Origin of the sequence: Pseudomonas sp. PDM10 (assembly GCF_014852295.1) — a bacterium.
Classification (GTDB): Bacteria; Pseudomonadota; Gammaproteobacteria; order Pseudomonadales; family Pseudomonadaceae; genus Aquipseudomonas.
Window position 1 is genome coordinate 510,524 of the sequence record NZ_JACVBJ010000006.1, and the last position, 12,753, is coordinate 523,276.

Here is a 12,753-nt window from a genome sequence, read left to right on the forward strand (position 1 = left end):
AGGGGAAAACTGAGCCGATACCTGTACATTTTGCCAATCGGTGCGATTATCGCCCGCCTACCCCCGAGGCCTGGATTGAAGTGATGAACAAGCCTGACCTACCTTCGATTCCAGTGTTCAAGCTCTACGGTGAAAGCCTGGATTGGCCGACCCCGGACTTGCTGCACTGTGAAACCATTTCCAAACGCAGCCGCGAACACCAATGGGAAATCAAACCCCACCGCCACGCCGACTTGTGCCAGTTGCTCTTCGTATTCAAAGGTCAGGCAGAGCTTGAAATCGAAGGCAAACGTACGCAGTTGACCGAGCCGGCGATTCTGGTTTTGCCGCCGTTATCGGTGCATGGCTATCGGTTTTCCGAGGACGTCGAAGGGTTTGTCGTGACCCTTGCCGCACCGCTGGTTGCTCATCTTCAGGCGCAACTGGGCAACTCGGTGAACGCACTGGCCCAGGCCGAGAGTTATCCGGCGGGCAAGGAAGGCGAATACCTCAACAGTCTGTTTTCAGCGCTGCAAGACGAATACACCGGCCACCAGCCAGCTCGCGAAATGCTCATGCATTCGCTGGTCAGCGTGATCATGGTGTGGATCAGCCGCCAGGTGATTTCCCGCCGCAACGCCAGCCAGCGTCCGCAGCGTGCCCGGGAATACCTCAACGGTTTTATCCAGCTGGTGGAAGAGACCTATCGCCAGCACGTCAAGGTCGAGGACCTGGCGCATCGGCTGGGGATTTCCGTGTCCCACCTCAACGGCACCTGCCGTGAGCTGGCGGGACAACCGGCGTTGCAGATCATGCACGAACGTCAATTGCTGGAGGCCAAGCGCTTGCTGACCTACACCAGCATGACCATTTATGAAATGTCCGACGTGTTGGGGTTCTCTGATCCGACCAACTTCACGCGCCTGTTCCGGCGTCGAGTGGGGATCTCGCCCAAGGCATTTCGCGACCGCTTGAAGGCCGATCAGGATAACGAGGCCTGATCCCCTTCGTTACTTGAGGGCGTTGAGGGTCGCGTTGTGGGGAATGCAGCGTTCGAAGTTGCAGCTTGCGTATTCACGGGGTACTTGTCGCAACTGCTCAACGCGCCAGGCCGCGGTGCCATACAGCGCGAGCGTGGCCGCGCAGGTGATGAAAATCGCGAGGTATCTTCTTGTTTTGATGTTCATGGCGTTGACCTCTGAACGAATACCCTTCGGTACTACTTTCAGCATAGGTCAGCGCCAGTGAGTTGCCAGCAACGCGGCTTGCGTATGTACCCCGACATTCAGAGCGCTGATACCCCCTGTGGGAGCGAGCCTGCTCGCGATAGCGGTGGGTCAGTCGCCATCATTGTTGAATGATCGACCGCTTTCGCGAGCAAGTCGGATCGCCGCACCGCCGCTCCCACAGGGGTTCACAGTGTTTTTTGATTCGGTTACAGGCCGATATCCCACTCCGGCTCCTCGGGGAATCTGAGCACCAGAAAATCCAGCATGCTGCGCAACGCCGCTGGCATGTGTTTGCGTGAGGCATACACCGCGTAAATGTTCATCTGCCGGGGTTCGGCGCGGGGCAGCAGGCGGATCAGTTCGCCGCTGTGGATATGCACGCCGGCCTGATAACTGGGGAGCATCGCCACCCCGGCGCCGGCCATCGCCGCGCGCGCCAACGTGCTGGCTTCGTTGGCGCTGATGTTGCCCTGCACGGGCACTGACACCTGCTCACCGTCCTCCTCGAAATGCCAGAGGCTTTTGCCGAAGTAGGAGTGGGTCAGGCAATTGTGCTGGCTCAGGTCTTCGACCCGCAGCGGTGTCGGGTGTTCGAGCAGATAAGCGGGGGAGGCGCAGATCACCGAGCGGCAGACCGTCAGCCGTCGCGCGATCAGGTTCGGGTCCAGGTCGTTGCTGGTGCGGATCGCCAGATCGATGCGCTCATCCACCAGGTTCACCGTGCGGTCGAGCATCTGCAGGTCGATGCTGACGCCGGGATAACGTTTGACGTAAGCGGCCATGGCATCCGCCAGCTGTGCCTGACCGAACGAAGTGCTGACGCTGATCCGCAGCAGCCCGCGCGGCGCTTCGTCCGGCTCGCTGACGGCGGCCTGCATGTCTGTGGACAGGTCGAGCATCTGCCGACATCGAGGCAGGATTTCACTGCCGGCGGCGGTCAGGCTCAGCTTGCGCGTGGTGCGATGCATCAGGCGTGCGCCGACCCAATCCTCCAGCTCCGCCAGATAGCGCGAAACCACTGGCCGTGACAGGTCCAGGTGATCGGCGGCGGCCGACTGGCTGCCGAGGTCAACCACCGTGACGAACACCCGCATTGCTTGTAGACGATCCATGATTTGCCCGCTTTCAGAAACAAACTATGTTCCAGCATCGCATTTTTTGTACTGAGTCATGCAACTAAGCTCTGTCCCATCGCCAAGCACGGCATTCGGACACCGGAGCAACAGATGATCGGCTTCACCTCGCTTAAACGTATTTTGCTGGCCACCGCCACCCTCGGTTTCGCCGCCCACGCAGCGGCTGCATCGACCCTGACCCTGGACGTCTACAACCCGGGCGACAAGGCGATCTTCCCGGTGACCTCGGTGTTGGTCAGCGGCGAGAAAGACGCGATTTTGGTGGACGCACAATTTGGCAAATCCCAGGCCGAGCAAGTGGTCGAAAAGATCCGCGCCAGCGGCAAGCAACTGACCACCATCTACATCAGCCACGGTGACCCGGATTACTACTTCGGCCTCGACACCCTGACCGCCGCATTCCCCAACGCCAAAGTGTTTGCCTCGCAGCCGACCGTGGACCACATCCAGAAAACCGTCGACGGCAAACTGGCGTTCTGGGGGCCGAAAATGGGCGCCGACGTGCCAGCCAAAACCATCGTGCCGGATGTACTCAAGGGCGACACCCTGATGCTTGAAGGGCAGAAGTTGCAGGTGGTGGGGCTGGATGGCAAGCAGCCGGATCGCAGCTTCGTCTGGATTCCGTCGATCAAGGCTGTGGTCGGTGGCGTTGTCGTCGCAGAAAACATTCACGTGTGGATGGCCGACACCCAGACGCCGCAGTCCCATGCCGATTGGCTGACTACGCTGCATTCCATCGAAACCCTGAAACCGAAAACCATCGTGCCGGGTCATTACCTCGGTGAGAGCGCCCGTTCGCTGGCCGCCGTGCAGTTCACCGCCGATTACATCAAGGCCTTCGACGAAGAAACCGCCAAGGCAAAAGACACTGCCGCGCTGATCGCCGCGATGAAAAAACGCTACCCGACGCTGGGTGAAGAAAGCTCGCTTGAACTGAGCGCCAAAGTCGCCAAGGGCGAGATGAAGTGGTAACCCGCCGTACCTGATCGTTCCCACGCTCTGCGTGGGAATGCCTCAACGGACGCTCTGCGTTCGGCTCTGGAAGGGACGCGGAGCGTCCCGGGCTGCATTCCCACGCAGAGCGTGGGAACGATCAGATTCAACTACGCCAACTGGAGAATGTCATGAGCAAAATCGCAATCATTGGTGCCACCGGTCGTGCCGGTAGCCAACTGCTGGAAGAAGCCCTGCGTCGTGGTCACAGCGTTACCGCGATCGCCCGCGACACTTCGAAGATCGGTCAGCGTGCCGGTGTGGTCGCCAAGAATGTCGATGCCCTCGATGCCGAAGCGTTGCAAGCGGCAGTCGCTGGTCATGACGTGGTGATCAGCGCTGCGCACTTCGCGACCCTTCCTGCCAGCGCCGTGATCGGGCCGGTGAAACAGGCCGGCGTCAAACGCCTACTGGTGGTGGGCGGTGCCGGTTCGCTGTTGCTGCCGGACGGAACCCGCGTCATCGACAGCGAAGGTTTTCCGCAGGCGTACAAGGCTGAGGCCAGTGCCGGTGCGCTGTTCCTGGAAAACCTGCGGCAGGAAAAACAGCTGGACTGGACCTTTGTGTCGCCGTCGGCAGAGTTTGTCGAAGGTGAGCGCACCGGGACGTTTCGGGTTGGCAAAGATGATTTGCTGGTGAGTAGCGAAGGGCGGAGCTGGATCACTTTTGCCGATTATGCGATTGCGATGATCGATGAAGTGGAAGCGCCGAAGCATTCCCGCCAGCGGTTCACAGTCGGCTATTGAGTTCACTGATCGTTCCCACGCTCTGCGTGGGAATGCCTCAAGGGAGGCTCCGCGTCCAGTGACGCGGAGCGTCACGGGCTGCATTCCCACGCAGAGCGTGGGAACGATCAGCGAGAACTGGCTTGCTCCACCAACCATCCCATCAATTCGCGCAACTTCGGCGAAGGCCCGGGTTTCTCGGGGAAAACCAGGTAATACGCCAACCCGGTTTTCACCTTCAATTCAAACGGCATGACCAGCCGCCCGGCACTCAAATCATCGCCGATCAACGACCAATCCCCGATCGCTACGCCTGTCCCTTGGGACGCCATCGACATCGCCAGGTCCAGCGTTTCGAAATGCTGACCCTTGCCGACATTGCTCAAGCGAATATCCGCAGTGGCCAGCCAGGCCTTCCAGTCCCGTTCATCCCGTGTCGGGTGCAGCAGCATGTGCTGTTCCAGATCCTGCGGCGTCATCAGCGGCACGGGACCTTCCAGCAGAGGTTTGGAGCAGACCGGCGTCAATTGCTCATCGAACAAATGAAAAGAGGCCAGCGCGCTGTCCGGTGGTGCGCCGTACATCACCGCCGCATCGAACTGCTCGCGATGAAAATCCACACCGTGCTTGACCGTGGTGGTCAATTGCACCGGCACATCCGGGCGCTCCCGTTGCCACTGCACCAGCCGTGGCAACAGCCAGCGCATGACACACGTCGGGGCCTTGAGTTGCAGGGTTTCGCGCTTCTCGCCGATCTGCTCCACGGCTTCGTCGATCAAGCCGAAAATCTGCTGGACCCGTGGCAGCCATTCCCGTCCTTCGGCCGTCAGGTCAAGGCCGCGGGCCTGGCGAATGAACAGTTCATAACCCAGATGTTCTTCCAGCCCGGCGATCTGCCGACTCACCGCACCTTGGGTGATGTACAGCTGTTCGGCAGCACGGGTGAAGTTGCAGCACTGCGCGGTAATCAGAAAAGTGTGCAGCGCCGGCAGGGGAGGCAATCGTTTCATTGGGATCCAAGGTATGACGTGAGGACATGGCTAGTATGACTTTTTATCCATTGTTGCGGCTACGTGTCGCCCGTTCCAATGAGGCCATCCCTGGACCTGCCCACTCATCATAAACACTGCGCAGGTCCGGCGTCTCAAACGAACAAAAAGGGCAAAGACATGGCGACGTGCGGCGAAGTATTGGTCAAGTTACTCGAAGATTACGGAGTTGAGCAGGTGTTCGGCATTCCCGGGGTTCACACCGTGGAGCTGTATCGCGGGCTGGCCCGTTCGAGCATCAACCACGTCACTCCGCGTCACGAACAGGGCGCCGGTTTCATGGCCGACGGTTACGCTCGCACCAGCGGCAAACCGGGTGTGTGTTTCATCATCACCGGCCCTGGCATGACCAACATCACCACCGCCATGGGCCAGGCCTACGCCGATTCGATCCCGATGCTGGTGATCTCCAGCGTGCAATCGCGCAGCCAGTTGGGCGGCGGTCGCGGCAAGCTGCACGAGCTGCCGAACCAGAGCGCATTGGTCGGCGGTGTTGCGGCGTTCTCCCACACCTTGATGTCGGCGGCTGAATTGCCGGGCGTCCTGGCTCGCGCTTTTGCCCTGTTCCAGGCCGGCCGTCCGCGTCCTGTGCATATCGAAATTCCGTTGGACGTGCTGGTAGAAGAGGCCGATGACCTGCTCGCCAGCGTACCCGTGAACATCGACCGCGCCGGTGCCTCGCCGAGCGCCATCAGCCGCATGACCGCGTTGCTGGCCGGTGCCAAGCGCCCACTGATTCTTGCCGGTGGCGGCGCCATCGATGCGGCCGCCGAATTGACTGAACTGGCCGAACGGCTGGACGCCCCGGTGGCCCTGACTATCAACGCCAAAGGCATGCTCGAATCCAATCACCCGTTGCTGATCGGCTCGACCCAAAGTCTGGTCGCGACTCGCGCTTTGGTGGCTGAAGCCGACGTGGTGCTGGCGATCGGCACCGAACTGGCCGAAACCGATTACGACATCACCTTCGCCGGCGGTTTCGAGATTCCTGGCGTGCTGCTGCGTGTGGACATCGACCCCGACCAGACCGTGCGCAACTACCCGCCGAAAGTCGCATTGGTAGCCGACTCGCGCAACGCCGCCCAAGCCTTGCTGAGCGAACTGTCCCACCACTCGCTGGCCGAGCGCCGCAACGATTGGGGCCAGGTCCGTGCCGCACGCTTGCGCGACGAACTGGCCGCCACTTGGGACGCGCCGACCCTGGCCCAGACCCGTTTCCTGGAAACCGTCTTGCACGAACTGCCAAACGCAGTCTTCGTCGGTGATTCGACACAACCGGTGTACACCGGCAACCTGACGTTCAACCCGGAGCGCCCGCGTCGCTGGTTCAACTCGTCCACCGGTTACGGCACCCTCGGTTACGCCTTGCCGGCAGCGATTGGCGCCTGGCTCGGCGGCAGCGTTGAAAACGGCGCACGTCCTCCGGTGGTGTGCCTGATCGGCGACGGCGGCCTGCAATTTACCTTGCCGGAACTGGCCAGCGCTGTTGAAGCGCGCACCCCGGTGATCGTCCTGCTGTGGAACAACCAGGGCTACGAAGAGATCAAGAAATACATGGTCAACCGCGCCATCGAGCCGGTTGGCGTGGACATCTACACCCCGGACTTCATCGGCGTGGCCAAGGCGCTGGGCTGTGCCGCCGAAGCCATCTGCGGTGTCGAGCAACTGCGCAGCGCACTGCGCGCCGCCACCGATCGCCAGGGTCCGACCCTGATTGAAATCGATCAGACTGTTTGGATGAAGGCGGTGTCGAAATGAGTTTCCCTACGACTCTGGATGGCCTGTACATCAACGGCCAATGGTCCGCCGGCAACGAACACCTGCGTGTGATCAACCCGGCGACCGAAGCCCTGTTGACCACCGTGAATGGCGGCGATGAACGCGCGGTCGAGCAAGCCGTTACTGCCGCAACCAACGCCTTCGCCGACTGGTCGAAAACCACTGGCGCCGAGCGCGGCGCGATCCTGCGCAAAATCGCTGCGGGCGTGCAGGCCGGTCGCGAACAGTTGATGCATCTGCAATCGAGCAACAACGGCAAACCGCTGTTTGAAGCGGCCATCGATGTCGACGACGTGATCGCCACCTTCGAGTACTACGCAGGTCTGGCCGAAGGCCTCGATGCCAAGCAAGACAGCAACGTCGAGCTGCCAACCGACGACTTCAGCGCTCGTGTACGCCGCGAGCCGTGCGGTGTCGTCGGCCTGATCGTGCCGTGGAACTTCCCGATGGTCACCACCGCCTGGAAACTCGCCCCGGCCCTGGCCGCCGGTTGCTGCGTGGTGCTCAAGCCGTCAGAAGTGACGCCTCTGCCGGAGCTGGAACTGGCAACGATCATCGCCGAGGCCGGCCTGCCCAAGGGCGTGTTCAACCTGGTCTGCGGCACGGGTCTGGCGGTTGGTGCGCCGTTGTCGGCCGACCCGCGCATCGCCAAGATTTCCTTCACCGGCAGCAACGCCGTCGGTGTTCAAGTCATGCAACGTGCCGCAGAAACCGTAAAGGGCGTGAGCCTGGAACTGGGCGGCAAATCCTCGCTGCTGGTGCTCAAAGATGCTGACATCGAGCTGGCCGTGGAAGTGGCCTGTGGCGGCGGTTTCTTCAACGCCGGGCAGATGTGTTCGGCCACCAGCCGCGTGCTGGTCGCCGATGAACTGGCGGACGAATTCCTCATCCGTTTGAAGGCCCGCGCCGAAGCCATTCGCGTGGCCGACCCGTTCGACCCGAACGTGGAAATGGGCGCACTGGTCAACCAAGCGCAATACCAGCGCGTGCTGGGGCACATCGATCGCGGTTTGAGTGCTGGCGCCAAACTGGTGTGCGGCGGCAATCGTCCGGCAGACCTGCCGCGCGGTTATTTTTTGCAGCCGACAATTTTCACGGACGTGCCCCCAGGCAGTGCGCTGTGGTGCGAAGAGATATTCGGCCCGGTGCTCTGCGTGCGCAGTTTTGCCAGCGAAGCCGAGGCGATTGCCCTGGCCAATGACAGCCAGTTCGGCCTGGTGGCCAGCGTGGTCACCCGCGACGCCGAAGCGGCAGATCGGGTCGCCAACGCCTTGCAGGCGGGGCTTGTGTGGATCAACGCGCCGCAAGTGATCTTCCCGCAGACCGCTTGGGGTGGCTACAAACAGAGCAGCATCGGCCGCGAATTGGGGCCTTGGGGCTTGCAGGCTTTCCAGGAAATCAAACACGTGATTCGGGCTGTCTGACGGCACGAAAAAGGTGAGCGCATGCCTCGTGATGAGGCATGCGCTGGCGTCATGGCTTCGATGAGTTTTTATCGATAGTCAGGTGTTTTACACGACCTCAGGATGAACTCGCTGGCTCAGCCAAACCCCCGAAAATACGGGGGCTAATGCTGAATCGGTCGCGCGGATGCAACAGTTTCGACCTGCCTTATACCTACAAAAACAAAGGGAGTCCGTAATGGGCGAACATGATCTGAACAGACGTCAATTCATCAAGACCGTAGGCGTAGCCTCGGTGGCAGCGGCCGCCATGAGCATGCCGTTCATCAAGGCCAATGCCAGCGACACACGCTTTGCGGGCAAGACCCTGCGTTTGCTGACCTGGTCCGATGACACCGGCCTGGCAGCCCTGCGCAATATCGCCGCGACCTTCGAAGACAAATACGGCTGCAAGGTCATCGCTGACCGCACCGGCAGCACCTCGGAAATGGTCGCCAAACTCAAGGCCGGCGGTGATCGTCCGCAGTACGACATCATCACCCTGGCCGGCGTCGGCGCCGAAGGTCTGGCCGCCGCCAACCTGCTGGAAAAACCCGACCTCAACCGCATTCCCAACCTGGTCGACGTGCCGGAGAAATACCGCACCGGCGCCAATGGCCACGGCATCGGTTACCTGCTCTGGTGCAACAGCCTGGTTTACAGCACGCGTACTCAGAAAGAAGCGCCGGACAGCTACGCCGCCCTGTGGGACGCGGACCTGGCACCGAACATCTTCCTGCCGCCGCCAAACTGGACCGAGGCCATGGACCTGATCATCATCGCCGCCAAACTGGCCGGTGGTGACGAACACAACATCGAACCGGGCTTCAAGAAACTCGCCGAGCTGAAAGATCGCGTAGTGACCCTGGGTGAAAACCCGAACCAGATCGCCGAACTGTTCCGCACCGGTTCGCTGGACATGGGCGGCCTGTACGCGCCGGCATTCTTCCCGAAACAGATCCGCGATCCAGCCTACGGTCTAAGTGCAACCTTTGGCATGAAGGAAGGTTTCTACACCGACTTGATGCAATCGGTGATGCCGAAGAACCGTCCGGGCGACACCGACATGGCCTACGCCTTCATCAACCACTCTCTGGACCCGTTGGTGCAGGGCAAGATGGCTGAAGACATCTACAACGGCCCGGTCAACGCCAAGGCGATCATCTCCGCCGAAGCGCGCAAGAGCCCGTTCATCCTCACGCCTGAGCAGATTGCCGAGAAGGCGATCATGCACGACAACGCCTTCCTGGCCACCGTGCATGACCAATGGATTCGTCGTTACACGGAAATCTTTTCTTCCTGATCGAGTGACGACCACAGGATCTTCAGCCACTGAAGATCCCCTGTGGGAGCGAGCCTGCTCGCGATTGCGGACTGACATTCACCGATGATGTTGGCTGACACACCGCTATCGCGAGCAGGCTCACTCCTACAGGGGGTCGATGTGGTTTCCAGGACTTGTGTTTGTCAGCTGCTTTCCATTGACGAGACCCTTTGCTATGGAACACCAACCTCTGACTCATCCGGTCGTCGCCGCTGCAGTGCGCACCAATCGGGGTGTTTCGCCGACGACGCGTGCCTGGATTTTCCTCTCGCCGTCGATGCTGTTTCTGGGCGTACTGATCGCCGCCAGCCTGCTGGTACTGCGCATGAGCGTGGGCACCAAAGGCGCGGAATGGACCGGGTTCAGCCTGGCCAGTTACGCCCAGCTGCTGGAACCGTACTACCTCAAATCCTTGCTGCTGACCCTGCGTCTGGCACTGATCAGCGCGGTGATCGCGGTCGTGTTGGCGATCCCGGTGGCCTACACCATGTCGCGGCTGACCTCGCCGTTCGTGCGGCGAATCTTCCTCGCCGCGGTGCTGTTGCCATTGCTGGTCAACCTGCTGCTGCAAAGCTATGGCTGGCTGGTAATTCTGGGACCTGGCGGGATGCTCAATCAGGCGCTGATGGGCCTGGGCCTGATCAAGCGTCCGATCATGCTGCTCTACAACCAGAACGGCGTACTGATGGGCCTGGTGCAAACCGCGTTCCCGTTGGCTGTGCTGCCGATTGCCAGCGCCATGCGCGGCGTTGCCCGTACCTATGAAGAAGCCGCTGCAACCCTGGGCGCCAGCCGTTTGCAGGTATTCCGTCAGGTGGTGCTGCCGATGAGCATGCCGGGGATCATTACCGGTGCGACGTTGGTATTCGCCTACAACGCCAGCAGCTTCGTGGTGCCCTTGCTGCTCGGTGGCCGACGCGTGCCGATGCTGGCCGTGATGGTCCATGACCAGATCGCCCCGCTGATGAACTGGCCCGCCGCCTCCGCTGCCGGTGTGGTGCTGATTGTCACCACGCTCGCAATCATGACCTTGTCTGAATACATCACTGGCCGTCGTCGGCGCATGCTGGAGGCTTCCCAATGAGCACCCTGATCAAGAAACGTTATGGGCTGCTGCCCGGCGAGACCGGCAAGTTTGCTGGCATCCTCTCGGGCTTCATCCTGCTGCTGGCGGTGTTGCCGATCCTGACCATGATTGTGATGTCGTTCAGCGGTGCGTCGAACCTCGACTTCCCGCCGAGCAGCTACAGCCTGCAATGGTACAAGGCTGCCTGGCACACCTTCGTGTCGCCGGATGCAAGCGATGTGCTGAGCCTCGGCAAAGCCATGACCACCAGCCTGATGGTGGCGTGCCTGACCATGGTGTTTGCCACGATTGTGGCGGTGCCGGCCGCTTACGCGCTGACCCGTTGCGAGTTCCGCGGCAAAGCCGTGGCGCTGCAACTGATGTCGCTGCCATTGGTGTTCCCGATGGTGGTGTTGGGGTTGGCGTTATTGCTGGTGTTTGACAGCCTGCCCTTTCAAATCACAACGTCGCGGCTGGTGATTGCCCACGTGATCCTGGCGCTGCCGTTCGTGGTGAAAAACTGCACCGCGGCGATGCTCTCCATCGGCAGCGAAGTCGAAGAAGCCGCGCAGATGCTGGGTGCTTCACCGACCCGGGCGATTATCGATGTGGTGGTGCCGTTGATGAAGTCGGGGATTCTGGCGGGGATGCTGCTGGCGTTCATCGTCTCGTTCAACGAATTCACCGTGACCTACTTCCTCTACACCATCGACGTCATGACCGTGCCGATCTGGATGTACAGCCGCACCGTGTCTTCGCTCGACCCAACCGTATTTTCGTTTGCCGTGCTGATCGTGCTGATCGACTTCGTGCTCATTTGGGCGCTGGAAAAGTTGGTTGGCGAAGGCGGCGTTTCGTTCTGATTTCTTGAGGTGATTCAAATGACTGGTCTGATTCTGGAAAACGTCGAGAAACATTACGGCTCGGCCTGCGCGGTAAAGGATGTAAACCTGCATTTGCCTGAGGGCAAACTGGTGTGTTTCCTCGGCCCGTCGGGCTGCGGCAAAACCACCTTGCTGCGAATGATTGCAGGGCTCGAAACCCTGAGCGGCGGCGAGATTCGCCTGGACGGTGAAGACATTGGCCACACGCCGGCGCATCAACGTAATTTCGGCATGGTGTTTCAATCCCTGGCGCTGTTCCCGCACATGACAGTGGGGGAGAACATCGCCTATCCGCTGAAACTGCGTGGTGTCAGCAAGGCTGATCAGCAGGCGCGGGTGGTGGAGTTGCTCGAACTGATTCAGCTGAGCGAGATGATTGATCGCCCGGTGGCCAAACTCTCCGGTGGTCAACGTCAGCGCGTTGCGATTGCCCGGGCGATTGCCTCGCGGCCGAAAATCCTGCTGCTGGATGAGCCGCTGTCGGCGCTCGACGCCAAGCTGCGCGAATCGATGCAGGTGGAAATCCGTCAGCTGCAACAACGCTTGAACATCACCACCATCATGGTGACCCACGACCAGCGTGAAGCCATGACCATGGCGGATATCGTTGTGGTGTTGGGTGAACATCGGGTGCAGCAAGTGGGCACGCCGATTGAGATTTATCGTCATCCAGCGAACGAGTTTGTTGCGGACTTTATTGGCTCGGGCAACATTTTCCCGGCCACCGCGTTGGGCAACGGCAAGATCGGGTTGCCGGGTGGCGATGCGCTGGAAGTGCCGATCTGCAGCAGCATTGTGGTCGGTGAGAAGGTGAAGATGCTGATTCGCCCTGAGGACCTGCAACTGTCGCATCCACAGGCGACGGCGGGGAATCGGCTGCTCGGTAAGGTGACGTTTGTGCGTGATATTGGCGCGACGATTGAAACGACCGTGGAGTGTTCCGGGGTGTCGTTTACGGCGTTGAGTACGCCGTGTCAGGGGTTTGGGTTGAGCATTGGCAATCCGGTGTCGGTGACATTGCCGGCTGAGGCGTGCCGAGTACTAAGCGCCTGACTTGCTGGCCCCATCGCGAGCAGGCTCGCTCCCACATTGGGTCTCCTGTGAACACTGGATTTGTGAACACCACTGATCCACTGTGGGAGCGAGC

12 protein-coding genes are annotated in these 12,753 nt (G+C 60.6%); 9 read left to right on the forward strand and 3 right to left on the reverse strand.

Annotated elements, in window-relative coordinates:
- Positions 1-83 precede the first annotated feature (83 nt).
- On the forward strand, positions 84-980 hold the full coding sequence (locus tag IB252_RS22705; RefSeq protein ID WP_111451957.1) for a helix-turn-helix domain-containing protein: 897 nt from the start codon (positions 84-86) through the stop codon (positions 978-980).
- Between the two features lie 9 nt (positions 981-989).
- On the opposite strand, the gene IB252_RS22710 is transcribed toward IB252_RS22705, so the two are convergent.
- Together IB252_RS22710 and IB252_RS22715 are read right to left on the reverse strand one after the other, a co-directional pair.
- Positions 990-1,211 (reverse strand): hypothetical protein, encoded by a 222-nt coding sequence (locus IB252_RS22710; protein ID WP_033053702.1) that lies wholly within the window; start codon positions 1,209-1,211, stop codon positions 990-992.
- Between the two features lie 203 nt (positions 1,212-1,414).
- Positions 1,415-2,320 (reverse strand): LysR family transcriptional regulator, encoded by a 906-nt coding sequence (locus IB252_RS22715; protein WP_225607538.1) that lies wholly within the window; start codon positions 2,318-2,320, stop codon positions 1,415-1,417.
- A 114-nt stretch (positions 2,321-2,434) separates the two neighbouring features.
- Here IB252_RS22715 and IB252_RS22720 point away from each other — a divergent pair, with 114 nt between their 5' ends.
- Together IB252_RS22720 and IB252_RS22725 are read left to right on the forward strand one after the other, a co-directional pair.
- A complete protein-coding gene (locus tag IB252_RS22720; protein WP_192410317.1) occupies positions 2,435-3,316 on the forward strand; it encodes an MBL fold metallo-hydrolase in 882 nt (293 codons plus the stop codon).
- 152 nt (positions 3,317-3,468) lie between these two features.
- On the forward strand, positions 3,469-4,083 hold the full coding sequence (locus IB252_RS22725; RefSeq protein WP_192410318.1) for an NAD(P)-dependent oxidoreductase: 615 nt from the start codon (positions 3,469-3,471) through the stop codon (positions 4,081-4,083).
- 107 nt (positions 4,084-4,190) lie between these two features.
- On the opposite strand, the gene IB252_RS22730 is transcribed toward IB252_RS22725, so the two are convergent.
- Positions 4,191-5,072 carry a LysR substrate-binding domain-containing protein gene (locus IB252_RS22730; protein WP_192410319.1) on the reverse strand — a complete coding sequence of 294 codons (882 nt, stop codon included), beginning with the start codon at positions 5,070-5,072 and terminating at the stop codon, positions 4,191-4,193.
- A 159-nt stretch (positions 5,073-5,231) separates the two neighbouring features.
- Between IB252_RS22730 and IB252_RS22735 the strand changes: the two genes are divergently transcribed.
- The 6 genes from IB252_RS22735 (at position 5,232) to IB252_RS22760 (ending at position 12,659) form a co-directional block, all read left to right on the forward strand.
- Entirely contained in the window at positions 5,232-6,869 is a 1,638-nt protein-coding gene (locus IB252_RS22735) for a 5-guanidino-2-oxopentanoate decarboxylase (RefSeq protein WP_192410320.1), read from the forward strand.
- Positions 6,866-8,314 (forward strand): aldehyde dehydrogenase family protein, encoded by a 1,449-nt coding sequence (locus IB252_RS22740; RefSeq protein WP_192410321.1) that lies wholly within the window; start codon positions 6,866-6,868, stop codon positions 8,312-8,314. The genes IB252_RS22735 and IB252_RS22740 overlap by 4 nt, the downstream gene beginning before the upstream one ends.
- A 217-nt stretch (positions 8,315-8,531) precedes the next feature.
- Positions 8,532-9,635 carry an extracellular solute-binding protein gene (locus tag IB252_RS22745; RefSeq protein WP_111451950.1) on the forward strand — a complete coding sequence of 368 codons (1,104 nt, stop codon included), beginning with the start codon at positions 8,532-8,534 and terminating at the stop codon, positions 9,633-9,635.
- A 196-nt stretch (positions 9,636-9,831) separates the two neighbouring features.
- Complete coding sequence (locus IB252_RS22750) at positions 9,832-10,740, forward strand: ABC transporter permease (RefSeq protein ID WP_111451948.1); 909 nt, start codon at positions 9,832-9,834, stop codon at positions 10,738-10,740.
- Positions 10,737-11,585 (forward strand): ABC transporter permease, encoded by an 849-nt coding sequence (locus IB252_RS22755; RefSeq protein WP_033057537.1) that lies wholly within the window; start codon positions 10,737-10,739, stop codon positions 11,583-11,585. Before IB252_RS22750 ends, IB252_RS22755 begins: the two co-directional genes overlap by 4 nt.
- An 18-nt stretch (positions 11,586-11,603) precedes the next feature.
- Positions 11,604-12,659 carry an ABC transporter ATP-binding protein gene (locus IB252_RS22760; RefSeq protein WP_140676924.1) on the forward strand — a complete coding sequence of 352 codons (1,056 nt, stop codon included), beginning with the start codon at positions 11,604-11,606 and terminating at the stop codon, positions 12,657-12,659.
- Positions 12,660-12,753: the final 94 nt, after the last annotated feature.